Raw genomic sequence first — 26,240 nt, forward strand, 5'->3', positions numbered from 1 at the left:
TTTAGCGAACCTTGAGGGTCGCTAAGCCAATCAATACCAACACAATCGAAATGATCCAAAAACGCACGATCACGCGCGGCTCAGGCCAGCCTTTTAATTCGTAGTGATGGTGGATAGGCGCCATGCGAAAGATACGCTGCCCGCGCAGTTTGTACGAACCAACCTGTAAAATCACCGAGAGGGTTTCCATAACAAACACGCCGCCCATGATCACCAGCACAAATTCTTGACGCACCAATACCGCGATCGTGCCTAATGCACCGCCTAATGCTAATGCGCCGACATCGCCCATAAACACTTGCGCCGGATAGGTGTTAAACCATAAAAAGCCTAGCCCAGCACCGACCATTGCGGTACACACTACCACCAATTCCGAACTGTGCGGGATGTAAGGGATGTGTAGATAATTAGCAAAATTGACATTACCAGTCGCCCAAGCAATCACCGCAAATCCAGCCGCCACTAATACGGTTGGCATGATCGCTAAACCATCCAAACCATCGGTCAAGTTCACCGCATTACTGGTGCCAACAATCACAAAATAGGTCAGCACGATGTACATTAAACCGAGCTGGGGCATCACCTCTTTAAAGAAAGGCACCACCAGTTGAGTGGCCGCAGTATCTTGGCCATGTACATACAGCGCAAACGCCACCACTAACGCAATGGTTGATTGCCAGAAATATTTCCAGCGAGCAATTAAGCCATCAGTATTCTTGCGCACCACTTTACGGTAATCATCCACAAAACCGACCGCACCGTAACCGAGCAATACCGTGAGTACCGCCCAGACATAAGGATTGGAGAGATCGGCCCACAGCAACACGGTGATCACAATCGCAGCAAGGATCATGACGCCGCCCATGGTTGGGGTACCGCGTTTACTAAAATGCGATTCTGGTCCTTCACTGCGAACCACTTGACCAATTTGCAGCAACTGCAAACGCTTAATCAGACGCGGTCCCATCCACAAGGAAATCGCCAATGAGGTTAAAATGCTGACAATCGCGCGAAATGACAGATATTCAAATAGACGAAAAAAAGAAAAATATGGCTGGAGCAGTTCAGCAAGCCAAATAATCATGCAAATTTCTCCTTAAGAGCAGCCGCAATCTTACTCATTCCGGCACTGTTGGCACCTTTAACCAACAGCACTTGAGCGCGACCCTGTTGTTGTTCTATATGTTGCTCAATAAATGCTAGTAGGTCTTGATGGGTAGCAAAGTGATGGCCTTGGCACCGATCACTGATCACTTTTGCATCCTGACCATAAGTCAGGACAAACTCAAAACCAAAGGGTGCAGCATGTTCACCGACTTGTTGGTGAAGTGCAAGGCTTTCGTCACCTAACTCCGCCATATTGCCCAAAATTAACCAGCGCACTGCCGAAAAGCTAGCGAGCAGATTAATCGCCGCTTGCATCGCCGGCACACTGGCGTTGTAGCTGTCATCAATCAAGCGAATATCGCCGCGCAGTTGTGTGAGATCAACCCGACCTTTGACTTGGGCAAGCTCCGCTAAGCCTTGAGCAATTTCGGTCAAGCTCGCGCCCATCTGTTGTGCTAACGCAGCGGCGGCCAGTGCATTAGCCACATTGTGTTGACCAATAATGCCAAGCTCGACATCAACCGCGCCTTGTGGCGTCACTAAACTAAAACTAGCCACTCCGTGCGCATTTAACCGCACATCACGTGGATAAAAGTCAGCGCTGTGATCGACCATAGAAAAAGTTGTCACTTGTTTATCGGCTAATACATTGTTCCAGTACTCGCCACCTTGGCTATCTCGATTGACAATCGCGACCCCACCAGCGGCTAAACCTTGATAAATTTCACCTTTGGCACGTTTAACCCCATCAATAGAGCCAAAACCTTGCAGGTGTGCCGCCGCGACATTATTGACCAATGCCACATCCGGCTTAACCAATCTAGTAGTGTAAGCAATTTCCCCCACATGATTGGCTCCCAGCTCAATCACCGCATAATCATCCGCTTCGGTTGAGCGCAGCAAAGTGAGCGGCACACCAATATCATTATTAAAATTACCTTGGGTATACAGCACTTGGCCTTTGGCACTTAAAATGCTCGCGACCATCTCTTTAACCGTGGTTTTGCCGCAACTACCAGTGATCGCCACGGTGGGGGTATGACATTGTGCATGTACCCAAGCCGCCAGTTGACCTAACGCTTGTTTGGTATCCGCAACTACCAGTTGCGAGCACTCACTTGCTAGCTCACGCTCAACCAGTAAGGCAACCGCGCCGCCGGTCACCGCTTGAGCGGCAAAATCGTGCGCATCAAAACGCTCGCCAACCAAAGCGACAAATAGCGCTTGAGCTGGAATGTTGCGGCTATCGGTCGAGACCGCGCTGATCGCGCGATCTTCGCCAACGAGGCGCGCATTAAGGAGAGTGCAGAGCTGTGAAAGCATCACGCGGATCATAATGGTAACTCCAATAACTGTTGCGCGGTTTCCCGATCTGAATAGTGGATCGTTTGCTGAGCCAGCACCTGATAATCTTCATGGCCTTTGCCCGCGAGCAAAATAATGTCTTGTGCACTGGCCTGTTGCAGCGCATAACTCGCGGCCTGAAAACGGTGATGTTCAATATGAGCGAGTTCGGGATGAGCAAGTCCAGCCAGCATATCGGCCACAATCGCTTGCGGCGCTTCACTGCGTGGATTGTCATCGGTGAGGATCACTCGATCGGCAAACTGCTCAGCCATCGCCGCCATCAATGGCCGTTTACCACGGTCGCGATCGCCACCACAGCCCACAATCACCCACAATTGTCCGGCACAATGCACGCGCAAAGCACGCAGCGCTTTTTCTAATGCATCCGGTGTATGGGCATAATCGACCACGATTTTGGCACGCTGCGCACGTTGAAACAGTTCCATGCGGCCTAAGACAGGGCGCAGCTGTGGCGCGCTCGCCAACAAAGCACTTTTGTCAAAACCTAAGCTGAGCAAGGTCGCCAGAGCGAGCAAGACATTACACGCATTAAACTCACCGATGAGCGGAGCGTGCAATTCGCCCTCGCCCCAACTACTCTCAAAATTGAGCGTGATACCGCTTTCGGTGTATTGCACTTGGCGCGCCCAAATCCCTTGCGCGGTGCTTGGTTGTGCTAGCAACGAAACCCCAATCGCATCGGGTAACTGTTTGACCCATTGCGCACCCACTGCATCATCGACATTGATGATAGAACGTTGGCAAGCATGCTCACTAAATAGAGAGAATTTCGCTTGCGCGTAAGCCTCCATAGTGCCGTGGTAATCAAGATGGTCACGAGTGAGATTAGAAAATACCCCGGCAACAAAATTAAGCTGTTTGACTCGCCCTTGCACTAAGCCGTGCGAAGAGGTTTCCAGTACGGTGTACTGCGCGCCGCGCTCGGCGAAATCACGCAGACTGGCTTGAATTTGTAATGCATTACCCGTGGTATTCGCCGCTGGTTCAAGTGCATTTAAAAAACCATTGCCGGTGGTGCCCATCACCGCCGCTTGATGGCCTAATAACTCAAGCCACTGCGCAATCAATTGGCTAATGGTGGTTTTGCCATTGGTACCCGTCACCGCAATCAATTGATTGTGATGACCGCCATACAGACGCCCAGCCAACTCAGATAAGTGCAAACCAAGCTCAGCCAAGTAGATCACGGCCACTTGCTGGCAATATTCAATCTGACCGTGGGCATGCTTGGCATCCGCCTCAGCCAATACCAACGCGGCACCTTGCGCGATCGCTTGCTGAATATAATGCCGACCATCAACGGCATGGCCTTGAATCGCGACAAACGTATCACCCGCTTTGATCTGGCGGCTATCCAGCTCTAAATGAGTGATGGGCTGTGCCGCCAAATGTGCGTCGCTCAGCTCTAACCAAGGAGCGATCAGTTCAAAGAGCGCTTTATGCGTGTTCATGTTCCCTCTCACACTATGCTTTATTCGGACCGCGAGCTCGACACAACGCGGCCAATTTGAGGTGTTTCTGCTTTAGGAATCTAGCCAAAAGATAATCAAACTATCTGGCTTGGAAGCGGTTTTCATCCGGCGCGACATTGAGGATCTGTAACGCACCTTTCATAATTTCGGAAAAAACCGGCCCCGCCACCGCACCGCCATAATAAGAATCGCCCTGCGGCTCATTAACCATCACCACCAACGAAATTCTGGGATTACTCACCGGAGCGACACCAGCGGTATAGGCAAAATATTCATCACTATATCCGCCCGCAATCGCTTTACGCGAAGTGCCCGATTTGGCTGCAATCCGATAACCCGGTACGGCAGCGCGAGTAGCAGTGCCTCCCGGTTGGGTAACGGTTTCCAACATTTCTAGCACTTGCTTGACGTATTTAGGCTCCACCACTTGGCGCGCAGGAGCAGGCTGATCGCCTTTAATAATGTGGATTGGCTGATATTTGCCATGATTACCCAACGTGGCATAGGCGTGGGCAAGTTGGATTGGAGTGATCGCCAGTCCATAACCAAACGATAAGGTGGCAATTTCAAACGGAGACCAGCGGCGGCGATTGGGGAAAATCCCCGCCGTTTCACCAACCAAATTCAAGCTAGACATTTCGCCTAGTCCGACCGAACTGTACATACCAAGCAAAGCTTCCAGCGGCATCTCTAAGGCTAATTTCGCCACGCCGATATTGCTCGATTTTTTCAAAATTAGGGTTAAGTCAGCTTTCCCCACTTTAGAAGTATCACGCACTCGACTGCCACCAATTTGCATGGTGCCATCACCGGTATCAATCACGGTATTTTTATCGGCGATGCCATTGGCCAACGCCGCCAGCACCACAAAAGGCTTAACCGTCGAGCCAGGTTCAAAGGCATCGGTGATCACCCGATTACGCATTTTAAAACTTTGCCAGTCATTACGATTATTCGGGTTATAAGATGGTGCATTAACCATCGCCAATACCGCGCCAGTTTTGACATCCAACATCACCGCCGATGCCGAGGTGGCACGATAATCAACCATCGCCTGCTTGACGGCACGAAAAGCGATCGCTTGTAAGCGCTGATCGATGGTCAATTGTAACGGCTTGCCCTGCTCGCGCTCTTCTAGCGCAATATTTTCTACCACCCGACCATCTTTATCTTTGCGGATCACGCTCTTGCCTGACTCGCCGGTCAAAGTGTTGTTGTAGCTGCGCTCGATCCCCTCAAGCCCGGCACCATCAATCCCTGTCACTCCAACTAGATGAGCACTCACTTCACCGGCTGGATAATAACGCCGAGACTCTTCTTTAAGGCCAATTCCGGTCAATTTCAGTTCACGAATATAGTTAGCCATCGCGGGGCTGACTTGGCGCTGCAAATAAATAAAACGTCGCGTGCGGTTATCCTCAATTTTTTTGATCATCTCTTGTCGATCTAATCCGAGCACATCAGCCAAGGCATGCCACGGTTTTTTATCGACCAAGCCACCTTTTTTATAGATGTCGACCGGATCGGCCCATACCGCTTCCACTGGCACGCTCACCGCTAATGCTTCGCCATTACGATCGGAAATAATACCGCGCGCGGAAGGTAAGGTTTTGGCGCGAATTGAGCGTAAATCCCCTTCGCGGATCAGATTATCAGGCTCAATGATCTGGATATACGCCACCCGTGCCACCAAGGCACAGAAAGCGATCAACACAAAAAACAGTAGCAGATAAAAGCGCCAGCGGATAAAAACTGGCTCAGGCTGAGTAGAGCTCACTTTAGGCGAGACTTTGGCTGATTTGGCTCGGGCAGTTTTGTTGTTCATTTAAGATTGATCACGACTTCGGTTTCTGAGTCTGGACGCTGCATCTGCAGATCTTGTCTCGCCAATTGTTGCACTCGGCTATGTTCCGATAGAGCAGTTTCTTCCAAAATCAAATTGCGCCACTCATTATCAAGCCGTTCACGCTCCATAAACGCTTGGTCTTTAGCGCTGATCGCTTGTCTGGCCTGATGAGTCATAAATACCACCGCCATCGCGCAGCTAAAAATCAGCAGCAGCAACAATAAAGACAGCCGACCTACGGTGAGTAGGTCGAGGGCAATTAATTTAGCCAAATTCGGCGGTGACTGACGAGGCATAGCAACCTGCTACAGCTTTTCCGCCACGCGCAGCACAGAACTGCGTGAACGCGGGTTAAGTTCAACTTCTTGATCGGTTGGTTTGAGCGCTTTACCGACGGTTTTCATCTTGGCGCTACCGAGGGCCTGGATCTGCACTTGAGTCAGTGGCAAACCATGGGGTACTACTGGACCTTGGCTCTCTTTACGCATAAAGCGCTTCACCATGCGATCTTCCAACGAATGGAAACTGATCACGGACAAACGCCCTTGCGGAGCCAGAATTTCACTCGCACCACGCAGCGCGGTATCAATCTCTTCTAATTCACTGTTGATGTAGATCCGAAAAGCTTGAAAAGCGCGGGTGGCCGGATGTTTTTTCTCTTTAAAACTCTTTGGTGCCGCTTCGGAGATCAGCTTGGCTAATTGACTGGTGCGGGTTAACGGCTCATTAAGCTCGTTTTGGCGGTATTCGACAATCGCTTTGGCAATTCTGCGCGCATGTTTATCTTCGCCAAACTCGCGGATCACCCAAGTAATATCATCCAGATCCGCTTGTGCTAACCAAGCAGAAACCGGCATACCACTGGTCGGATCCATACGCATATCCAGCGGGCCATCTTTCATAAAGCTAAAACCGCGCTCGGCATCATCCAACTGTGGTGAAGACACGCCTAAATCAAACAGCACGCCGTCAACTTTTCCAACTAAATCATAACGCTGTGCGTATTCTGCAATCCCAGAAAAAGGACCATGGACGATGGTAAAACGCGGATCATCGATTTTCTGCGCTTCGGCAATCGCTTGTGGATCACGGTCGATACTGTACAAACGGCCTTGTGGGCCTAACTGGGCGAGAATGCTGCGGCTGTGACCACCACGGCCAAAGGTACCGTCGATGTAGATCCCATCCGGCTTGATCGCCAATCCTTCAATCGATTCGTTAAGGAGTACTGAGATGTGTTGGAAAGATGCAGTCATGATTTTCTCGTTGTGCTGGGCATACCCGCCATATAGTGTACTGATTTCAGACACTACCGCTAACTATAAGCGTTACAGGACGTGACTTTGCGCTAAGTTTAATGGTTTTGCTGTTACCTGAGTCAGCAAAAAGCAAAAAACCCACCATAACACAAGGCTATGATGGGTCTGCAATAGGTGGAGTCGACGTATAAGCCGGGTTCTGTTCCGCTTGCGCGGTAGTAGCCATTCCTCTAGGCCAGCAATCACTCACTGGCTCAAGCAACCTACCCGCCTCCTAACGCGAGCAACGCTATGTGGAGGCCTATTTGGTCTTGCTCCGGGTGGAGTTTACCCTGCTACGAACTGTTGCCAGTCGCACGGTGCGCTCTTACCGCACCCTTTCACCCTTACCTGATCCTATCCCGAAGGAGAGGCCATCGGCGGTTTGCTCTCTGTTGCACTTGTCGTAGGCTTGCGCCCCCCAGGCGTTACCTGGCACCCTGCTCTCTGGAGCCCGGACTTTCCTCCCCCTTATCAGTCTCCCTGACACAAGGCCAAGGGACGTCAATAAGGCAGCGACTACCCAGTCAACTCCGCGGCGGATTGTAGCGGGAAGTGTGAACAGAGTCCAGAAACAATCGGTCAGCAGCTCAAATCTCGCTTTAACTGCTTACTTTGCCGCCAATCAGGAAGCGGAGACGAAAAAAAACCGCTGCCAGCAGCGGTTTCTTCAATCAAACGCGGAAAGTTAACCGCATAGATCAGGCATTATTTTTTCTTTTTCGCTTTGGCGTTTGGCAGGTCAGTAATCGTACCTTCAAACACTTCCGCCGCCAGACCAACCGACTCATGCAGCGTTGGGTGAGCGTGAATGGTCAGTGCGATGTCTTCTGCATCACAGCCCATTTCGATCGCTAGACCGATTTCGCCCAGCAGTTCACCACCGTTAGTACCGACGATAGCACCACCGATCACACGGTGAGTCTCTTTATCGAAGATCAGCTTAGTCATGCCGTCCGCACAGTCAGAAGCGATCGCACGGCCAGAAGCGGCCCACGGGAAAGTCGCCACTTCGTAGTTAATCCCTTCCGCTTTCGCTTCTTTTTCAGTTTTACCTACCCAAGCCACTTCTGGCTCAGTATAAGCAATCGATGGGATCACTTTAGGATCGAAGTAGTGCTTCTTCCCTGAGATCACTTCGGCTGCCACGTGGCCTTCATGCACCCCTTTGTGGGCGAGCATCGGTTGACCTACGATGTCACCAATCGCGAAAATGTGCGCAACGTTGGTACGCATTTGCTTATCCACATGGATAAAGCCGCGCTCATCCACTTCCAGACCCGCTTTCTCAGCATCCAGCAGTTTACCGTTTGGCACACGACCAATCGCAACCAGAACCGCATCGTAACGCTCAGGCTGAGCTGGCGCACTCTTACCTTCCATTGACACGTAGATCCCATCTTCTTTCGCTTCTACCGCGGTGACTTTGGTTTCTAACATCAGGTTGAATTTGTCTTTGATGCGTTTGGTATAGACTTTAACCATATCTTTATCCGCCGCTGGGATAAGTTGGTCAAACATCTCAACCACATCAATTTTAGAACCGAGTGAGTGGTAAACGGTCGCCATTTCTAGGCCGATGATACCACCGCCCATGATCAGCAGTTTGCCCGGAACTTGCTTCAATTCCAGCGCATCGGTTGAATCCCAAATGCGTGGATCTTCATGCGGAATGAATGGCAATTTGATAGGACGTGAACCTGCAGCTACAATCGCGTGCTCGAAAGTCACCACAGTGGTGCCGTCTTCGCCTTGCACTTCAATGGTGTTCGGGCCAGTGAATTTACCGTAACCATTGACGACATTCACTTTACGCATTTTCGCCATTCCAGCCAGACCGCCGGTCAGCTGAGTGATCACCTTCTCTTTCCACAGACGAACTTTATCAATGTCTGTTTTTGGCTCACCAAATACGATACCGTGCTCAGCCAACGCTTTGGCTTCTTCAATCACTTTGGCTACGTGCAGCAGTGCTTTAGAAGGAATACAACCAACGTTAAGACATACACCACCTAGCGTGTTGTAACGTTCGATGATGATGGTATCCAGACCTAGATCTGCACTACGAAATGCGGCGGAATATCCGGCGGGACCGGCACCTAGCACCACGACTTGGGTTTTAATTTCTTTGCTCATTGCGACCTCTTGTAGTCAATATCCCTAACAGGCTGATGGGCGTTATCTCTCGTGGTGTGATTTAACCTACCGCAACGAGAATGGCAAACCAATCATCTAACACGCTGACTTGCAGACCGTAACAGTTTAACGAGATGTTAATGGTGTGCAAAGTCAATCCATGTAGCCTGTGAGCGAAACAACAATTCAACCTAGCAAGCTTGCAGCGTCAAATTGCGAGAGAACCAATAGATCGGGTGGCTTACACCACCCGAAAACTCGCTTACAGTACCAAACGACGAATATCGCTCAGACTCTCATTCAAGTAAGTGATAAAGCGAGCACCTTCCGCACCGTCGATTACGCGGTGATCATAAGACAGCGACAGTGGCAATTGCAGACGTGGCACAAACTCTTTGCCATTCCACACCGGCTTCATCTCCGACTTAGACACGCCAAGGATCGCTACTTCTGGTGCGTTAACGATCGGCGTAAACGCAGTACCACCAATGCCACCGAGGCTAGAGATAGTAAAACAGCCGCCTTGCATATCCGCCGCCGTCAGTTTACCGGCGCGCGCTTTCTTCGAAACTTCCGCCAGCTCTTTCGATAGCTCGTAGATGCCTTTCTTATTGACATCTTTAAACACAGGAACCACCAAACCATTCGGAGTATCGACCGCAATGCCGATATTGACATATTTCTTCAGGATCAAGCTTTCGCCATCATCAGACAAAGAAGCATTGAACGCTGGGAAAGCTTCTAACGCTTTCGCCGCTGCTTTCATGATGAACACTAATGGCGTGATTTTCATTCCGGTATCACGCTTGGCTTCCATCGCATTTTGCTCTTGACGGAATTTCTCTAACTCGGTGATATCCACGTTGTCCCATTGGGTTACGTGCGGGATCATCACCCAGTTACGGTGCAAGTTAGCACCAGAGATTTTCTTGATGCGCGACAGTGGTTGCACTTCGGTATCACCAAACTTGCTGAAATCCACTTTTGGCCAAGGCAGTAAGCCGAGCGCCGAGCCGTCACCTTTACCCGCCGCTTGCGCACCAGATTCCAAACGTTTCAACGCTTCTTTGACGTAAAGCTGTACATCTTCTTTTAAGATGCGGTTCTTACGTCCAGAGCCTTTTACTTGCTCAAGATTAACCCCAAACTCACGTGCTAAACGACGCACTACAGGTGAGGCATGTAAGTACTGATGGTTTTCTTTAAACTCACCACTGGCGGCCGGTGCTGCTGCAGCGACTGGCGCTGCTGCTGGCGCTGAAGTAGCCGGGGCCGGAGTAGCAACTGGGGTCGCAGCTGCCGTTACTGGAGCCGCGACGGGTGCTGCGCCCGCCACTTCAAATACCATGATCAGCGAGCCAGTTGAGACTTTGTCGCCAGCGGCAATTTTGATCTCGGTGACCGTGCCAGCAAAAGGCGCGGGTACTTCCATTGACGCTTTATCACCTTCAACGGTGATCAGTGATTGCTCTTCTGCCACCACATCGCCCACTTTGACCATGATTTCAGTCACTTCAACTTCATCACCGCCAATGTCTGGCACTTGTACTTCCTTGCGTGCCGCGGCGGCTGGAGCCGCAGCAACAGGTGCCTCTGCTTGAGGCGCAGGAGCTGGTGCAGCCGCTGCTGCACCTTCTGCTTCAAAGACCATGATCAGCGAGCCAGTAGACACTTTGTCACCCGCCACGACTTTGATCTCTTTCACGATGCCCGCTTGAGAAGCAGGCACTTCCATTGATGCTTTGTCGCCTTCCACTGTGATCAGCGATTGTTCTTCCGCCACTTGGTCGCCAACTTTGACCAGAATCTCAGTGACTTCAACCTCATCCGCACCGATGTCAGGTACATAAATTTCGATTGTCATTACGTTTCCTTCCTTCAATTAAGCGTACTGCGGGTTGGTTTTTTCAGGGTCGATGTCGAATTTCTTGATGGCATCTGCAACCACAGACTTCTCCACGTCACCACGTTTAGCCAATTCATTCAGCGCTGCGACAACCACGTAGCCAGCATTCACTTCGAAATGACGACGCAGATTTTCACGGCTGTCTGAGCGGCCGAAACCATCGGTTCCCAGCACTTTGTAAGACTCAGCTGGAATGAATGCGCGTACTTGATCCGCGTAGTTCTTCATGTAGTCGGTCGCTGCGATCGCAGGCTCACTACCCATCACTTGTGCGATGTAAGGCACTTGCGCATCCGCGGTAGGGTGCAGCATGTTGAAACGCTCACACGCTTGGCCATCACGTGCCAATTCGTTGAATGAGGTCACTGAGTAAACATCCGATGCAACACCGTACTCTGCACTCAGAATTTGCGCGGCTTTACGCACTTCATTCATGATCGTGCCTGAGCTCATCAGTTGCACTTTGGCTTTGTCACCCGCCTTTCCTTGAGACGAATAGCTTTCCAGCTTGTAGATCCCCTTACGGATCCCCTCTTCAGCACCCACTGGCATCGCAGGATGAGCGTAGCTTTCGTTCATCACCGTCAGGTAGTAGAACACGTTCTCTTGCTCACCATACATGCGGCGAATACCGTCTTGTAGGATAACCGCCACTTCATAAGCGAAGGTTGGATCGTAAGAGATACAGTTAGGAACGGTACCCGCCAGAATGTGCGAATGACCATCTTCATGCTGCAGACCTTCACCATTCAGTGTGGTACGGCCGGCTGTCGCACCCAATAGGAAGCCACGCGCTTGTTGGTCGCCCGCCATCCATGCCATGTCGCCAACGCGTTGGAAACCGAACATCGAGTAGTAGATGTAGAACGGGATCATCGGCAAGTTGTTGGTGCTGTATGAGGTTGCTGCCGCAACCCAAGAGGACATCGCACCCAGCTCGTTGATACCTTCTTGCAGTACCTGACCTGACGTCGCTTCTTTATAGTAAGAAACAATATCGCGATCTTGTGGGGTGTAGTTCTGACCATGTGGGTTGTAAATACCAATTTGACGAAACAGACCTTCCATACCAAAAGTACGCGCTTCATCAGCGATGATCGGCACAATATTCTGACCAATGTTCTTATCTTTGAGCAGGATATTCAGCGAACGGACATAGGCCATAGTTGAAGAAATTTCACGGCTCTGCTCTTCCAGCAGCGGCTTAAACTCTTCCAGCGCTGGCACCACGAATTCGCCAGTGAAGTTAGGCAGACGCGCAGGGGTATAACCGTGCAGCGCTTTACGACGTGCGTGCAGGTACTCGTACTCTTTTGAGCCTTCATCTAGCTTCAGGTAAGGCAGGTTTTTGATCTCTTCATCAGAAATCAGATCTTGCAAGCCAAGACGGTTACGCATCGCCAGAACATGGGTCATATCCATCTTCTTCACTTGGTGGGCAATGTTCTTACCTTCCGCCGCTTCACCCATGCCATAACCTTTGACCGTTTTGGCTAGGATCACGGTTGGACGACCTTTGGTCTCTTGGGCATTTTTGTACGCCGCGTACACTTTCGATGTTTCATGACCACCGCGTTTCAGTGCGAAGATCTCATCGTCAGTCATATCAGCCACTAGCGCAGCTGTCTCTGGGTATTTACCAAAGAAGTGCTCACGCACATACGCGCCATTTTTCGATTTGAGCGTTTGGTAATCGCCATCAACCGTTTCGTTCATCAGTTGCAGCAGTTTACCGCTGGTGTCTTTGGCCAGCAGTTTGTCCCAGCCGTTACCCCAGATCACTTTAACCACGTTCCAGCCTGCGCCACGGAACAGACCTTCCAGCTCTTGGATGATCTTACCGTTACCCGTCACTGGGCCATCCAGACGTTGCAGGTTACAGTTGATCAGGAAACACAGGTTATCCAGCTTCTCACGGGCCGCAAAAGAGATCGCACCGCGTGATTCTGGCTCGTCCATTTCACCATCGCCAAGGAAAGCGTAGACACGCTGTGCGGTAGTGTCTTTTAGGCCACGGCCATTGAGATACTTCAGGAAGCGCGCTTGGTAAATCGCAGAAATTGGTCCCAAACCCATAGATACGGTTGGGAATTGCCAGAATTCAGGCATCAATTTCGGGTGTGGGTAAGAAGGAATGCCTTTGCCATCCACTTCCTGACGGAAGTTATCCAGTTGCTCTTCGCTCAAGCGGCCTTCAACGAAAGCGCGAGCATAGATCCCCGGAGAAATATGACCTTGATAGTAAACCAAGTCACCACCGTCTTGCTGATTAGGCGCACGGAAGAAGTGGTTGAAACAGGTCTCGTAGAACGCTGCAGAAGATTGGAAAGAAGCCATATGGCCACCCAGTTCCAAATCCTTTTTCGAGGCACGCAGCACGATCATGATCGCGTTCCAGCGAATGATCGAACGAATACGACCTTCGAGCGTGGTATCACCTGGGTAAGCAGGCTCTTGCGCCGCTGGAATGGTGTTGATGTAGTTGGTGGTCACGCCGGTTGGCATATCAACCCCATCTAAACGCGCTTTTTCTAATACTTGCTCAAGCAGGTATTGGGCACGCTCTACGCCTTCTTCACGGACAACGGATTCAAGGGCAGCAAGCCACTCCTGAGTTTCCAGTGCATCTACGTCATGCTTCATGTCAGACATGGCGATCTATCCTTCTGTTGGTTGGATTAAGTTGAATCGCAATGGCCGCTTATTGCGGCGCATTACCTTGCTGAATTCGACGCAGAGATCGCTCTCGACGAGTCTGCTCTCGGGTCAAGTCCAACAACGTTTCTTCAATATAAGCTAAATGAGAATGGGACATTTCACGCGCCTTTTCCGGCTGACCAGAAACAATCGCATTCACAATGTTAGCTCGGTGCTTAGTTACTTTCTCTACCGCTGCTGGGCGGTGATGTAATAATGTAAAGTTTTGACGAATATTCTGCTCAAGCAGCGGGCTTAAACTGCGCACAATGTGTAATAGCACCACGTTGTGCGCCGCTTCAGTAATGGCAATTAAAAATGCCATAACACATTCCGCTTCTTGATCGACATTGTGTTGATCAACATCGTTGCCGTGTTGAGTTTCGGCAATCTTAGTCGCACAGTGTTGGATCTGAGCAAAATCTTGTTCGGTACCACGCAATGCCGCAAAATAAGCGCAGATGCCTTCCAGCGCATGGCGCGCTTCCAACAGATCTAACTGCGTTTCGGAGTGGCTAGACAATAAATTGAGCAAAGGGTCGGTAAAGCTTTGCCACATACGATCACTAACGAACGTACCACCACCTTGGCGGCGGGTGAGCAAACCTTTGGCTTCTAGGCGTTGTATCGCTTCTCTGATTGAGGGACGAGACACATCAAACTGCTTGGCCAGCTCACGTTCCGGGGGCAGTTGCTGACCGGGCGAGAGTGATCCTTCCACTATCAATCTCTCCAATTCTTGTTCAATCGCATCAGAGAGTTTTGGCTGACGAATCCTTTGATAGGCCATAATTTATTGTTCTTCTACTTTTATTCTTGTTGCTGGCAATTGGTCATACCAATTTCAAGTTGCTGCAGAAATTAACATAATTAAAATATCACTGTCCAGCCAAAAATTGACCCAAATCATGGAAATGCCACCAAGCAAACATTTTGCTAACAAGATTTAATTGAGACTGTAAAACAATTAAGCGAGTCAGTTACAAAAAACACACGAACGGGGCATTAATGGGCTAGAAAACGACAACACCAGCGGATTTGTTGCTCGCAAGAGTGCGATTTGGGGATATTGCTCAGCGCAAAATGCGTGGACAGTCAGTGCCCACGGCAGAAAAAGAAATGGCAAAATGGGAGTATCCACAACTCAATGATTTGGCGTTGTGGATCAGCGGCAACAGGCCGCTGATGCTTAAAATCACAAACGGATGAATCTATTTGGCTTCGATATGATCGATCATCAATTGCAGTGACTGATTACCACGGAATTGATTGATATCGAGTTTATACGCTAAGCGAACGGTTTTGACCGAGGCATCCGGCCAGCGGCGCAGATCAACATTAAACGCAATCCCATCGATCATCACATTGCTGGCAAAGCCTTTATACAGTGGCTCTAACATCAATTTGAGATGCTTCTCGCCAACCAATTTTTGGTGCAATACTTTAAACTCGCCATCAAACAGTGGCTCAGGGAACGCTTGCCCCCACGGCCCACCCGCGCGCAGTATTTCAGCGGTGTGTAGCGAAAACTGTTCCGGCGTCAGCTCACCATCACTGAGAATAATGCCTTTCAAGGCGGCATCATCCAGCTCTTGGCGTACTAGTTGATCAAACAGCTGACAAAAACGCTCAAAGTTTTGCGGCTCAATAGTTAAACCCGCCGCCATCGCATGGCCACCAAATTTAACGATGATATCGGGATGCTGGGTGTCAATTTTATCCAGTGCATCGCGCATATGCAGCCCAGCAATTGAGCGGCAAGAGCCTTTCAGTTTGCCATCACTGCCTTGCGCAAAAGCAATCACTGGGCGGTGATATTTCTCTTTGATGCGTGAAGCGAGAATGCCGATCACCCCTTGGTGCCAATCACGCTGAAACAGCACTAAACCGTAAGGCAGCTCGCGATCGTCACTCAGTTGCAAACGCTCACAAAACGCCACCGCCTCTTGCTTCATGCCCTCTTCAATCTCTTTGCGAGTTTGATTAAGGCCATCCAGTTCACTGGCCATGCGCCTTGCGGCGTGGATATCGTTACACAGCAGCAACTCAACCCCAAACGACATATCATCCAAACGGCCAGCGGCGTTGATCCGAGGCCCGAGCGCAAAACCAAAATCAGCCGCCACCAAACGCGATGCATCACGTTTCGCGATTTCAATCAATGCTTGGATCCCCGGACGCGCAAGCCCAGCGCGAATGCGTTGCAACCCTTGATGGACCAAAATGCGGTTATTGTCATCCAGTGGCACCACATCAGCTACCGTGCCGAGCGCGACGAGATCAATCAATTCCATTAATTTAGGCTCAGCCATGCCTTGTGCGGCAAACCAACCTTGCTGACGCATATGCACGCACAGCGCCATCATCAAATAGAACGCAACCCCAACTCCGGCTAATGCCTTAGAGGGAAAAGCACACTGCTGCAAGTTAGGGTTCACCATTGCATCCACCGGCGGTAACTGTTGCCCCGGTAAATGATGGTCGGTGACCAACACTTGCAAGCCTTGCTGTTTGGCGTAACTCACCCCTTCTAGCGAAGAGACCCCATTATCGACCGTCATGATCATCTGTGCGCCACGCTGCAGCGCTTGATCCACCACTTCTGGGCTTAAGCCGTAGCCATCGTCAAAGCGGTTTGGTACTAAGTAATCAACATTACGACTGCCAAGCATCCTCAGCGCCAACACCGACAACGCCGAGCTGGTCGCACCATCGGCATCAAAATCGCCCACCACTATGATGCGTTTTTGCTCGACAATCGCGGCAAACAGCAACTCCACCGCACGCTCAATGCCGTGCAGTTGTTTAAATGAGTGCAGCGCTTTGGCGGCTTTTTCCAGTTGTGCTACATCGCTTACACCACGGCTCAGATAAAGCCGCCGTAACAGTGGGTCGATGTGATCAGGTAACAGCGCAAGATCAGGCGCAGAGCGACGTTGAATTTCTATCATGTGATGACAGGCCAAAGTTACCTTCGGCCTGATCCTTTAATTAATGGTCAATAAGGATGACAACAGATTATTGAGTGGCTTGTAGACGTTGCAACAACTGTGGCGCAGGCAGATAACCGCCAACCATCTCACCATTAGGCAAGAAAATCGCCGGTGTGCCGCTAATACCTAACTCTTGGCCAAGTCGGTAATGCTGGGCAATGGTTTGTTGGCACTGGGCGAGCGATTGACCTTTGGCCAGCGAATCTGCACTAATGGTTTTACGATTGACTTTCGCCTCATGCAGCGCCGCTTTCGGATCGCTGGCGCACCAAATCGCGGCCATTTGCTCAGCCACTTGGCCAGTCGGCCCTTGGCGAGGATAAGCCAAGTAGCGCACGGTAATACCTAAATCGTTGTACTCTTGGATTTGGCTGTGCAAGCGTACGCAGTAACCACAAGAGATGTCGGTAAACACACTGATCGCGTATTGCTCATTGGCCGCTTTAAATTCCAGCATGCTCGGTTGCAGTGCCGCCAATTTTTGCGCATTCAGCGGAGCTTGACGCTGCGCCAACACATCAACATAGCCGCCATTAGCATCCAGCGCGTACAGCGTGCCCGCAATAAAATGCTGACCATCTTCGGAAGCAAACAGTACCCCACCAGAAGTTTGCACTTCGAGTAAACCGGCAATATCCGCCGGTTTGACCTGCACCACTTGCAGGCCGAGTTTGGCAAAGCGCTGTTCAAGTTGCGCAGTATTTGATGGCGCAGTGCTGGCTTGTACGCCCGCTGCCATGCTCAATAAAGGAAAGGCCAGCCATGTTAGTCGGCGCAGTATGCTCATCAATATCACCTTATTTTCAAGCCCTTGGATGGTGCTCGTTGTGGAGTTGTTTAAGCCGCTCAGTCGCGACATGCGTATAAATTTGTGTGGTGGATAAATCACTATGCCCAAGCAGCATCTGCACCACACGCAAATCCGCGCCATAATTGAGCAGATGAGTCGCAAACGCATGCCGCAATACGTGCGGCGAGAGTTGATCGAGTTCAATCTGCGCAATCAGCGCATAGTGTTTGATGCGATGCCAGAAGGTTTGCCGGGTCATTTGTTGACCACGGCTGCTCGGAAACACAATATCTGAAGTCCGTTCACCTAACAGTAAAGACCGTCCGTGCTGTAAAAAAGTTTCAATCCATTCCACGGCATTTTCGCCCATCGGCACCAAACGCTCTTTGCCACCTTTACCGGTCACGCGCACCACCCCTTGGCGCAAGCTCATATTTTCCATGGTCAGCGAGACTAATTCAGTGACCCGCAAACCGGTAGCGTACAACAATTCGAGCATCGCTTTATCGCGTAGCTCAATTGGCGCTTGCGGATCAGGTGCATTCAGCAGCGCCTCCACTTGCGCCTCACTCAAATCTTTGGGCAGACGCACCGGTAATTTGGGGCTGATCAACAGTGCGCTCGGATCATCGGCTCGCACTTGCTCACGGTGCAAATACTGAAACAGCCGCCGGATGGCCGATAGCATGCGCGCTTTGGAGGTTGCTTGGTAATTTTGCTCACTTAACCAGCTTTGATACTCCAGCAGGCCCGCAAAGCTAATGAAATCTAATCGATAGCCCTGTTCGGCCATCCAATCTAATAATTTAATCAAATCATTGCGATAAGAAGCGACGGTATTTTCCGCTAACCCGCGCTCCAACCACATCGCATCTAAAAATCGTTCAACCATCCCCAGATCTGTCGATAAAGGTTCAGCAGATAAGGGATCGATAGATAAGGGATCGATAGATAAGGCTTCGCTCACACAGTCCTCAGCTTTAGCTGTCTCGTTACAGCGTGTTTTTATTCTTAACTCAACAATTCCCGCCCGACTTGGCGTTGCCGTTAGGCGGCAAGTAGCACGGGTATAACATAAAAAAGCCCACGATGCAGGATATTGGCTGCATTGCGCCCATATTTATGGTTAGAATTTGCCATTGCTACCCCAACCGATACAAACAACTGATGAAGATTGGTCTATTTTATGGTTCTAGCACCTGCTACACCGAAATGGCAGCCGAGAAAATTCGCGCCATAATTGGTGAAGAGCTGGTGGATATCCACAATGTCAAACATGCTCCGCTCAGCTTGATGAATGATTATGATCTGCTGTTGCTGGGCATTTCAACTTGGGATTTCGGTGAAATTCAACAAGACTGGGGGGCGGTATGGGATCACATCGCTGGCGTGTCGCTAAAAAACAAGTACGTCGCGTTATTCGGCTTAGGCGATCAAGAAGGCTATGGCGAGTGGTATCTGGATGCGATGGGGCTGCTACACAGCCAGATCCAACAGAGCGGAGCTAAGCTGCTTGGCTACTGGCCCAATCAGGGCTACCAGTTTGAAGCTTCCAAAGCCTTGACCGAAGATGGCAGTCATTTTGTCGGCCTAGCGCTGGATGAAGATTCACAATATGAATTGAGCGATCAGCGCATCGCCACTTGGGTGGAACAGGTGCTGAGCGAATACCACGCCGCGCTTTAAGCCTAGGCCAAATCTATGCCGCAAAGCCAGGCTGCCAAGTAAAACCATGCCACCAACGATTAAAGCGCTTTAGCCTGTAATCCCGCGCGCAAGCGTGGCCAATCAAATACTAAACCGGGATCGGTTTTGCGTAGCGGCGCAATATATTGATGCCCGGTAATCCGCGGCACGGTGATGTGCGGATAACGCGCCATCAGCGCTTGAGTCAGGGTGATCAACGCCTGATATTGCGCTGCGGTGTACGGCACAAAATCGGTGCCTTCTAATTCAATGCCAATCGAATAGTCATTGCATTTCGCGCGCCCAGCAAACGATGACACCCCAGCATGCCACGCGCGCAAACCAAACGGCACCAACTGCACCACTTCACCATCACGGCGGATCACACAATGCGCCGACACGCGGATTGGCGCGATCACTTTAAAAAACGGATGCTGTTCGGCATCCAATTGGCCGAGAAAAAACTGCTCAATATACGGGCCACCAAATTGACCGGGCGGCAAGCTGATGTTGTGGATCACCAACAAAGAAATATCTTCACTATCACCGCGCGCATCACAGTGTGGCGAGGGGACTTTTCTCGCCTGATGGTACCAGCCTTGTGCATCGATCATGCTCGCTCCTTGATAGGTTCACTGCTTGGGTTTGTTCGCGACTTGGGTTTGTTCGCTACTTAGGTTTATTGACGACTTAGCTTTATTCAAAGCTTAGCTTTGTTCGCGACTAGGAATAAATTTGCCGCTGACAACCAACGCCAAGTCGCTGGCAGAGGGTGCCCATTCTAGCGTGCGGCAAGTGAAATGCGAGATTAAAGGCTGAATTTCTCGCCGACAGTCAGTATCATGACCTAGTTAGCCATTAACACGGACCCTCGACTTGCGATGAAATCGACTCACAACAGCCAAGATCGCCTAGCATACTTAACCCAACAATTGCCGGCCGATATTACCCGCAGCGTCAGCGACGCGCTCAAAGAAGATTTAGGCGGCACACTTGATCCCGCGGCCGATATTACCGCAAGCCTGATCCCCGCCGATCGGATCAGCAGCGCGACCATTATCACTCGTGAAGCGGGGGTATTTTGCGGCCAACAATGGGCGCAGCAGGTATTTGAACAGCTCGGTGGCCAAGTCCATATTGAGTGGCATGTGCAAGACGGTGATACGCTTACGCCCAACCAAACCTTGTGTACCTTAACCGGGCCAGCGCGGATTTTGCTCACCGGTGAGCGCAGCGCGATGAACTTTATCCAAACCTTATCCGGCTGCGCCACGCTCACTGCGCGCTATGTGCGTGAACTGCAAGGCACCCAGTGCCGTTTGCTCGATACCCGCAAAACCATTCCCGGTTTACGCAGCGCCCTAAAATATGCGGTCACTTGCGGCGGGGGCCATAATCACCGAGTTGGGGTATTTGATGCTTACCTGATCAAAGAGAACCACATTATCGCCTGTGGCGGGATCACACAGGCGGTGACTCGCGCGAAGCAGCTTAACCCTGGTAAACCGGTTGAAGTGGAAACCGAAAGTTTGGCCGAATTGGAAGAGGCGATCCGTGCCGGAGCCGACATCATTATGCTGGATAACTTTAGTCTTGAGATGATGCGTGAAGCGGTAAACATTAACGCTGGACGCGCGGAGCTGGAAAACTCCGGCAACATCACCTTAGACAACCTCAAACAGTGTGCTGAAACTGGCGTGGATTATATTTCGGTCGGCGCGCTGACCAAGCATGTGCGAGCGCTCGATCTCTCGATGCGCTTTAGCGCCGATCCCAAGCCCAATTAACAGCGCAGCCCGTCATCATCCCGCGCAGGCCACCGATAAAGTGCCTGCGTTTTTTTAACTGACTCGTAATCTTTTGCGCCGCCGCTGCAAGCAAGGCAGGTAAATCTGTGCGTGGCTCGCAGCCTCCTATCAAGCCCATTTCTCCTGTGCATCACACTGCTTATCCTCACCCCACGATATACGTCAATAACAATGGAGAGAGTGATGAAAGCGTATAACAAACTGCAACAGGGCTTTACCCTGATTGAATTAATGATTGTGGTAGCAATTATTGGCATTTTGGCCGCAATTGCCGTACCACAATATCAGAAATACGTTGCCAAAAGTGAAGCGGCAGCAGCACTGGCTTCAATTACCGCTCATAGAACCAATGTGGAAATGTACGTGGTGGAAAATGGGGCTTTTCCTCAGGATACCAATGATCTGAATATTCCATCCACAACCTCTGGGGAAATAAGTTATGGGCAAGCAGCATCTGGGGCTGCTGGGACAGGCTCAGGGACTATCATCTTTACATTCGCTGCCAGCGGGGCAAGTCCAAGTGTAGTAAGTAAACTTGTCACATTACAACGTGATGGAAATGGTACGTGGACGTGTAGTTCAACAATTGAAGCCAATGATTTAAAACCTAAAGGTTGTAAATAATTTCAAATGCTCACCAATCTAATCGCCATCTTGCGCCAAGCGGAGTTAATTAGCGCGGCACAACAGCAAGCGGTGCTAGAACACGTTAGCGCTGCCGATACTTCGGTGCCGGAAGCGCTGCTGGAGCTAAAGATTTTCCACCCTCAGCAGTTAACCGAGCAACTGAGCCATATTTTTGGCTTGCCGGAAACCGATCTTAACCGCTACGACTATGCCGAGCTGTGCCAACAGCTCGGTTTGCGTGAACTAATTACCCGCTATCAAGCACTGCCACTGGCCAAACAAGGCCATGTGCTACTGCTGGCGGTGTCCGATCCAACCTTACTGCAAGCAGAAGAAGAGTTTCGCTTCGCCTCTGGGCTACAAGTTGAGTTGGCACTGGCCAATCATCGCGCCTTGCAAGCGGCAATCCGCCGTTTGTATGGTCGGTCAATTCAAGGGGCGGCGAGTCAAGGCAAAGAGATCAGTCAAGATGAGCTGGCCGATCTGGTGCAAGTCGGTGCCGATGAGCTGCAATCGATTGAAGATTTAAGCCAAGATGACTCGCCGGTCAGCCGCTTTATCAACCAAGTGCTGCTTGATGCAGTGCGTAAAGGCGCCTCCGACATCCATTTTGAACCTTATGAAAACCAATTTCGCATTCGGCTACGCTGCGATGGGATTTTGGTCGAAACTCAACAACCGGCTAGCCAGCTCAGCCGCCGCTTAGCCGCGCGGCTAAAAATCCTTGCCAAACTGGATATTGCCGAACGCCGCCTGCCGCAAGATGGGCGGATCAAACTGCGCCTCAATGCCGATACCGCGATTGATCTGCGTGTCTCTACCTTGCCCACGTTATGGGGTGAAAAAATTGTTCTGCGTCTGCTCGACAGCAGCGCGGCCAATTTGGATATTGATAAGCTCGGCTACAACCCGCAGCAAAAACAGCTCTATTTAACCGCACTAAAACGGCCACAAGGGATGATTTTAATGACTGGCCCAACCGGCAGCGGTAAAACCGTATCGCTGTACACAGGGCTGCGCATTCTTAATACCGCGCAAATCAATATCTCCACCGCGGAAGATCCGGTCGAAATTAACCTAACGGGTATTAACCAAGTACAAGTGCAACCGAAAATTGGTTTTGGTTTTGCCGAAGCGCTGCGCTCGTTTCTGCGCCAAGATCCCGATGTGGTGATGGTGGGCGAAATCCGCGATCTGGAAACCGCAGAAATCGCGGTCAAAGCGGCGCAAACCGGTCACTTAGTACTCTCGACTTTACACACCAATTCCGCGGCAGAAACCGTGATCCGCTTAGCCAATATGGGGGTGGAGCCGTTTAACCTAGCCTCATCACTGAGTTTAATTATTGCCCAGCGGCTAGCGCGTCGCTTATGCAAACAGTGCAAAGTGGCTCATGCGCCATCAGCCATTTTGCAAAACCAGTTTGCCTTTCAAGCACAAGAAGTGTTGTATCAAGCCAATCCGGCTGGCTGCAATGAATGTACCGGTGGCTATTCTGGTCGGGTCGGCATTTATGAGGTGATGGCGTTTAATCCAGAGCTGGCAGAAGCGATTATGCAGCGCGCCTCCATTCAACAAATTGAACAACTAGCCAGCGCAAACGGCATGCAAACCCTGCAACAGTCCGGCTTAGAAAAACTGCGCCAAGGCATCACCAGTTTTACCGAGCTACAACGGGTACTCTATTTTTAAACTAAGCACGATTTCTAAACCAAGCACGATCGACCAAATAACGAGTTTTTCTATGCAAGCGAGCAAATCTGTAGCCTTAAAACACTACCGCTGGAAAGGCATCAACAGTAACGGCAAAAAAGTCCACGGCCAGTTACTGGCACTCAGCGAATTAGAAGTGCGCGACAAACTCAAAGAGCAGCACATTCAGATCAAAAAACTCAAAAAAGGCAGCGTCTCCTTGCTGTCTCGCCTCACTCATCGGGTCAAAGGTAAAGACATCACCCTATTAACCCGCCAACTGGCCACCATGCTCACCACTGGCGTACCGATTGTGCAAGCGCTCAAGTTGGTAGGCGATAACCATCGCAAAGCGGAGATGAAATCGATCCTAGCGCAAATCACCAAAGGGGTTGAAGCGGGTACGCCACTCTCAAAATCGATGCGTACCGCCAGCGCGCATTTTGACAGCTTGTATGTTGATTTGGTGGCAACCGGTGAAATGTCCGGCAATTTGCCGGATGTGTTTGAACGCTTGGCGACTTATCGGGAAAAAAGTGAACAACTGCGCGCTAAAGTGATCAAAGCGCTGATTTACCCCAGCATGGTGGTGTTAGTGGCACTTGGAGTTTCTTACCTAATGCTGACTATGGTGATCCCCGAATTTGAAGCAATGTTTAGCGGTTTTGGGGCGGAACTACCTTGGTTTACTCAGCAAGTGCTCAAACTATCACACTGGGTACAAGCCTATAGTGGATGGGCATTACTGGCGATGGGAGCGGCACTCTTCGGGCTCAAAACGCTACGCCAAAAATCATTGGCAGTGCGTTTAGCCACCAGTCGCCTCAGCCTGAAAATACCGGTTATCGGCTCAGTACTGGCCAAAGCCTCGATCGCCAAATTCAGCCGCACTCTCGCCACCAGCTTTGCCGCGGGTATTCCCATCCTCGCCAGTTTAAAAACCACTGCCAAAACCGCAGGTAACATCCACTTTGAACACGCCATCAATCAAGTACACCGCGATACGGCGGCCGGGGTACCGATGTATATTGCGCTGCGCAATACCGAAGCGTTTCCGGAAATGGTGCTGCAAATGGTGATGATTGGCGAAGAGTCCGGCCAGTTGGATGACATGCTAAATAAGGTCGCCAGCATCTACGAATTTGAAGTCGATAGTACCGTGGATAATTTAGGCAAAATTCTTGAGCCGCTGATCATTGTGTTTCTTGGCACGGTAGTGGGTGGCTTAGTGGTGGCGATGTACTTGCCGATCTTTAACTTGATGAGTGTCTTAGGTTAGTATGGCAATCCCCACGCACTTGGACGCTGGGACAATTAGCTTAGAGCATAAAAAATGGAACTGTTTGATTACTACCCGTGGCTATTTCCGCTATTGGCTAGCTTATTTGGCCTGATCATCGGTAGCTTTCTGAATGTGCTGATTTACCGCTTACCGAAAATGATGGAACGCGAATGGCGCGCTGAGTGTGCGGCAAGCTTTCCTGAATACGCGATTAGCCCGCCAGACGGAGTGCTCACCCTCAGTGTACCGCGCTCCACTTGCCCACACTGCAATACCCCGATTCGAATCATCGATAATATCCCACTGCTCAGTTGGCTTTGGCTACGCGGTAAGTGCTCGCACTGCCAAGCGGCGATTAGTGCGCGTTATCCATTGATTGAGCTGCTGAGCGCCGGGATCAGTGGCCTGATCGCCAGCCAATTTCCGTTTGGTATCTATGCCGTGGCGCTACTGTTTTTCAGCTATGTGCTGATTGCAGCAACGTTTATCGACCTCGATACCATGCTGCTGCCCGATCAACTGACCCTACCGTTACTGTGGGCGGGCATTGCGCTAGCCCTGCTCGGATTTTCTCCTCTATCACTTGGTGATGCGGTGATCGGCGCTATGGCAGGCTATCTCTGCCTATGGTCAATTTACTGGCTGTTTAAATTACTGACCGGCAAAGAAGGCATGGGCTATGGCGATTTCAAATTGCTCGCCGCACTCGGTGCTTGGCTTGGCTGGCAGCAGTTGCCAGTAATTGTGCTGCTTTCTTCACTGGTTGGCATCGTATTTGGCTTAATCCAACTGCGCCTACAACGGCAAGGGATTGATAAAGCTTTCCCATTTGGGCCTTATTTGGCAATCGCAGGTGGCTTGGCTCTGCTGTACGGTGAGTCGATCATTACGTGGTACTTCTCCACTTGGGTTGGGCCATTATGAGCTTAGTCGTTGCACTGACTGGCGGTATCGCCAGCGGCAAAACCACGGTTGCCAACCTGTTTCATGAGCAGTTTGGCATCGATTTGGTCGATGCCGATGTGATCGCTCGTGAGGTGGTGGCGCCCAACACGCAAGGGCTACAAGCGATTGCTGCCCATTTTGGATCCTCAGTGATCCAGGCCGATGGTTCACTCAACCGCGCCGCGCTGCGTGAGCGCATTTTTGCCGATCCGGATGAGAAAGCCTGGCTGGATCAACTGCTGCATCCGCTGATCCGTGAGCGGATGCGAGCGGCTCTCAAGCAAACCCGCTCCCCTTATGCATTATTAATTGTGCCGCTCTTGGTTGAAAACCAACTGCAAAGTATGGCGGATTGGGTGCTGGTGGTGGATGTGGATGAAAAAGTACAGCTTGAGCGCACTATGGCGCGCGATGGGGTTGCACGCCACCAAGCACAAGCGATTCTCGCCGCACAAGCTTCACGCGCTGAACGGCTGGCGATCGCCAACGATGTGCTCAAAAATGATGCAGAAAACCAGAAACTTTTGCCACAAATCACACTATTGCACCAAAAGTATCTAGCCATGAGCAGGCAAAATTTGTGAGAA

At 50.8% G+C, this 26,240-nt stretch carries 20 protein-coding genes, 1 other RNA gene and 1 pseudogene; 7 read left to right on the forward strand and 15 right to left on the reverse strand.

Annotated elements, in window-relative coordinates; translation table 11 throughout:
- Nucleotide 1 precedes the first annotated feature (1 nt).
- From mraY to xerD, 14 genes and pseudogenes are all read right to left on the reverse strand, one after another.
- Entirely contained in the window at nucleotides 2–1,084 is a 1,083-nt protein-coding gene (gene mraY, locus OOK74_RS09255; RefSeq protein WP_166014396.1) for a phospho-N-acetylmuramoyl-pentapeptide-transferase, read from the reverse strand.
- Entirely contained in the window at nucleotides 1,081–2,442 is a 1,362-nt protein-coding gene (locus tag OOK74_RS09260) for a UDP-N-acetylmuramoyl-tripeptide--D-alanyl-D-alanine ligase (RefSeq protein WP_278182659.1), read from the reverse strand. Before OOK74_RS09260 ends, mraY begins: the two co-directional genes overlap by 4 nt.
- Entirely contained in the window at nucleotides 2,439–3,926 is a 1,488-nt protein-coding gene (murE, locus tag OOK74_RS09265; RefSeq protein ID WP_278182660.1) for a UDP-N-acetylmuramoyl-L-alanyl-D-glutamate--2,6-diaminopimelate ligase, read from the reverse strand. Before murE ends, OOK74_RS09260 begins: the two co-directional genes overlap by 4 nt.
- A 100-nt stretch (nucleotides 3,927–4,026) precedes the next feature.
- Nucleotides 4,027–5,772 (reverse strand): penicillin-binding transpeptidase domain-containing protein, encoded by a 1,746-nt coding sequence (locus OOK74_RS09270; protein ID WP_278182661.1) that lies wholly within the window; start codon nucleotides 5,770–5,772, stop codon nucleotides 4,027–4,029.
- The gene (ftsL, locus tag OOK74_RS09275) at nucleotides 5,769–6,089 is read right to left on the reverse strand and encodes a cell division protein FtsL (protein WP_278182662.1); all 321 of its coding nucleotides are present in this window, start codon (nucleotides 6,087–6,089) and stop codon (nucleotides 5,769–5,771) included. The genes OOK74_RS09270 and ftsL overlap by 4 nt, the downstream gene beginning before the upstream one ends.
- Before the next feature lie 9 nt (nucleotides 6,090–6,098).
- On the reverse strand, nucleotides 6,099–7,049 hold the full coding sequence (gene rsmH / locus OOK74_RS09280) for a 16S rRNA (cytosine(1402)-N(4))-methyltransferase RsmH (RefSeq protein ID WP_278182663.1): 951 nt from the start codon (nucleotides 7,047–7,049) through the stop codon (nucleotides 6,099–6,101).
- A gap of 175 nt (nucleotides 7,050–7,224) precedes the next feature.
- Nucleotides 7,225–7,626, reverse strand: an RNA gene (rnpB, locus tag OOK74_RS09285) — RNase P RNA component class A.
- Nucleotides 7,627–7,799: 173 nt separating this feature from the next.
- A complete protein-coding gene (gene lpdA / locus OOK74_RS09290) occupies nucleotides 7,800–9,227 on the reverse strand; it encodes a dihydrolipoyl dehydrogenase (RefSeq protein WP_274722826.1) in 1,428 nt (475 codons plus the stop codon).
- 262 nt (nucleotides 9,228–9,489) lie between these two features.
- Nucleotides 9,490–11,082: pseudogene (gene aceF / locus OOK74_RS09295) on the reverse strand (pyruvate dehydrogenase complex dihydrolipoyllysine-residue acetyltransferase); the annotation flags it as partial.
- 27 nt (nucleotides 11,083–11,109) lie between these two features.
- The gene (aceE, locus tag OOK74_RS09300; RefSeq protein ID WP_278182665.1) at nucleotides 11,110–13,785 is read right to left on the reverse strand and encodes a pyruvate dehydrogenase (acetyl-transferring), homodimeric type; all 2,676 of its coding nucleotides are present in this window, start codon (nucleotides 13,783–13,785) and stop codon (nucleotides 11,110–11,112) included.
- Between the two features lie 49 nt (nucleotides 13,786–13,834).
- A complete protein-coding gene (gene pdhR / locus OOK74_RS09305) occupies nucleotides 13,835–14,620 on the reverse strand; it encodes a pyruvate dehydrogenase complex transcriptional repressor PdhR (protein WP_274722829.1) in 786 nt (261 codons plus the stop codon).
- A gap of 421 nt (nucleotides 14,621–15,041) precedes the next feature.
- Nucleotides 15,042–16,781 carry a single-stranded-DNA-specific exonuclease RecJ gene (gene recJ / locus OOK74_RS09310; RefSeq protein WP_278182666.1) on the reverse strand — a complete coding sequence of 580 codons (1,740 nt, stop codon included), beginning with the start codon at nucleotides 16,779–16,781 and terminating at the stop codon, nucleotides 15,042–15,044.
- A gap of 67 nt (nucleotides 16,782–16,848) precedes the next feature.
- Nucleotides 16,849–17,610 (reverse strand): bifunctional protein-disulfide isomerase/oxidoreductase DsbC, encoded by a 762-nt coding sequence (gene dsbC, locus OOK74_RS09315; protein WP_278182667.1) that lies wholly within the window; start codon nucleotides 17,608–17,610, stop codon nucleotides 16,849–16,851.
- Between the two features lie 16 nt (nucleotides 17,611–17,626).
- Nucleotides 17,627–18,505: a site-specific tyrosine recombinase XerD gene (gene xerD / locus OOK74_RS09320; RefSeq protein WP_274722896.1), complete on the reverse strand. Its 879-nt coding sequence runs from the start codon at nucleotides 18,503–18,505 to the stop codon at nucleotides 17,627–17,629.
- A gap of 275 nt (nucleotides 18,506–18,780) precedes the next feature.
- Between xerD and fldB the strand changes: the two genes are divergently transcribed.
- Nucleotides 18,781–19,299 (forward strand): flavodoxin FldB, encoded by a 519-nt coding sequence (gene fldB / locus OOK74_RS09325; RefSeq protein WP_274722832.1) that lies wholly within the window; start codon nucleotides 18,781–18,783, stop codon nucleotides 19,297–19,299.
- A 59-nt stretch (nucleotides 19,300–19,358) separates the two neighbouring features.
- Here fldB and ampD read toward each other — a convergent pair whose 3' ends face one another.
- Nucleotides 19,359–19,913, reverse strand: a complete 555-nt coding sequence (gene ampD, locus OOK74_RS09330) for a 1,6-anhydro-N-acetylmuramyl-L-alanine amidase AmpD (protein ID WP_278182668.1) — start codon at nucleotides 19,911–19,913, stop codon at nucleotides 19,359–19,361.
- Between the two features lie 267 nt (nucleotides 19,914–20,180).
- Here ampD and nadC point away from each other — a divergent pair, with 267 nt between their 5' ends.
- The 6 genes from nadC to coaE all read left to right on the forward strand — a co-directional run bounded on the left by nadC (nucleotide 20,181) and on the right by coaE (nucleotide 26,237).
- Nucleotides 20,181–21,086, forward strand: a complete 906-nt coding sequence (gene nadC / locus OOK74_RS09335) for a carboxylating nicotinate-nucleotide diphosphorylase (protein ID WP_278182669.1) — start codon at nucleotides 20,181–20,183, stop codon at nucleotides 21,084–21,086.
- A 204-nt stretch (nucleotides 21,087–21,290) separates the two neighbouring features.
- Nucleotides 21,291–21,731 (forward strand): pilin, encoded by a 441-nt coding sequence (locus tag OOK74_RS09340; RefSeq protein ID WP_278182670.1) that lies wholly within the window; start codon nucleotides 21,291–21,293, stop codon nucleotides 21,729–21,731.
- A gap of 6 nt (nucleotides 21,732–21,737) precedes the next feature.
- Entirely contained in the window at nucleotides 21,738–23,426 is a 1,689-nt protein-coding gene (pilB, locus tag OOK74_RS09345; protein WP_278182671.1) for a type IV-A pilus assembly ATPase PilB, read from the forward strand.
- A 52-nt stretch (nucleotides 23,427–23,478) separates the two neighbouring features.
- The gene (locus OOK74_RS09350) at nucleotides 23,479–24,705 is read left to right on the forward strand and encodes a type II secretion system F family protein (RefSeq protein WP_278182672.1); all 1,227 of its coding nucleotides are present in this window, start codon (nucleotides 23,479–23,481) and stop codon (nucleotides 24,703–24,705) included.
- Nucleotides 24,706–24,759: 54 nt separating this feature from the next.
- The gene (locus tag OOK74_RS09355; protein WP_278182673.1) at nucleotides 24,760–25,632 is read left to right on the forward strand and encodes a prepilin peptidase; all 873 of its coding nucleotides are present in this window, start codon (nucleotides 24,760–24,762) and stop codon (nucleotides 25,630–25,632) included.
- Nucleotides 25,629–26,237, forward strand: a complete 609-nt coding sequence (gene coaE / locus OOK74_RS09360) for a dephospho-CoA kinase (protein ID WP_278182674.1) — start codon at nucleotides 25,629–25,631, stop codon at nucleotides 26,235–26,237. Before OOK74_RS09355 ends, coaE begins: the two co-directional genes overlap by 4 nt.
- Nucleotides 26,238–26,240 lie beyond the last annotated feature (3 nt).

It is taken from the genome of Vibrio misgurnus, assembly GCF_029635775.1.
GTDB classification, from domain to species: domain Bacteria; phylum Pseudomonadota; class Gammaproteobacteria; order Enterobacterales; family Vibrionaceae; genus Vibrio; species Vibrio chanodichtyis.

Excerpts from the sequence above, each read along its gene's own strand:
- OOK74_RS09350 (WP_278182672.1), top strand. The coding sequence starts at position 23,479 with ATGCAAGCGAGCAAATCTGTAGCCTTAAAACACTACCGCTGGAAAGGC.
- rsmH (WP_278182663.1), bottom strand. The coding sequence starts at position 7,049 with ATGACTGCATCTTTCCAACACATCTCAGTACTCCTTAACGAATCGATT.
- lpdA (WP_274722826.1), bottom strand. The coding sequence starts at position 9,227 with ATGAGCAAAGAAATTAAAACCCAAGTCGTGGTGCTAGGTGCCGGTCCC.
- pdhR (WP_274722829.1), bottom strand. The coding sequence starts at position 14,620 with ATGGCCTATCAAAGGATTCGTCAGCCAAAACTCTCTGATGCGATTGAA.
- OOK74_RS09340 (WP_278182670.1), top strand. The coding sequence starts at position 21,291 with ATGAAAGCGTATAACAAACTGCAACAGGGCTTTACCCTGATTGAATTA.
- ftsL (WP_278182662.1), bottom strand. The coding sequence starts at position 6,089 with ATGCCTCGTCAGTCACCGCCGAATTTGGCTAAATTAATTGCCCTCGAC.
- pilB (WP_278182671.1), top strand. The coding sequence starts at position 21,738 with ATGCTCACCAATCTAATCGCCATCTTGCGCCAAGCGGAGTTAATTAGC.
- mraY (WP_166014396.1), bottom strand. The coding sequence starts at position 1,084 with ATGATTATTTGGCTTGCTGAACTGCTCCAGCCATATTTTTCTTTTTTT.
- ampD (WP_278182668.1), bottom strand. The coding sequence starts at position 19,913 with ATGATCGATGCACAAGGCTGGTACCATCAGGCGAGAAAAGTCCCCTCG.
- dsbC (WP_278182667.1), bottom strand. The coding sequence starts at position 17,610 with ATGAGCATACTGCGCCGACTAACATGGCTGGCCTTTCCTTTATTGAGC.
- recJ (WP_278182666.1), bottom strand. The coding sequence starts at position 16,781 with ATGATAGAAATTCAACGTCGCTCTGCGCCTGATCTTGCGCTGTTACCT.
- aceE (WP_278182665.1), bottom strand. The coding sequence starts at position 13,785 with ATGTCTGACATGAAGCATGACGTAGATGCACTGGAAACTCAGGAGTGG.
- OOK74_RS09355 (WP_278182673.1), top strand. The coding sequence starts at position 24,760 with ATGGAACTGTTTGATTACTACCCGTGGCTATTTCCGCTATTGGCTAGC.
- coaE (WP_278182674.1), top strand. The coding sequence starts at position 25,629 with ATGAGCTTAGTCGTTGCACTGACTGGCGGTATCGCCAGCGGCAAAACC.
- xerD (WP_274722896.1), bottom strand. The coding sequence starts at position 18,505 with ATGGTTGAACGATTTTTAGATGCGATGTGGTTGGAGCGCGGGTTAGCG.
- nadC (WP_278182669.1), top strand. The coding sequence starts at position 20,181 with ATGAAATCGACTCACAACAGCCAAGATCGCCTAGCATACTTAACCCAA.
- fldB (WP_274722832.1), top strand. The coding sequence starts at position 18,781 with ATGAAGATTGGTCTATTTTATGGTTCTAGCACCTGCTACACCGAAATG.
- OOK74_RS09260 (WP_278182659.1), bottom strand. The coding sequence starts at position 2,442 with ATGATCCGCGTGATGCTTTCACAGCTCTGCACTCTCCTTAATGCGCGC.
- OOK74_RS09270 (WP_278182661.1), bottom strand. The coding sequence starts at position 5,772 with ATGAACAACAAAACTGCCCGAGCCAAATCAGCCAAAGTCTCGCCTAAA.
- murE (WP_278182660.1), bottom strand. The coding sequence starts at position 3,926 with ATGAACACGCATAAAGCGCTCTTTGAACTGATCGCTCCTTGGTTAGAG.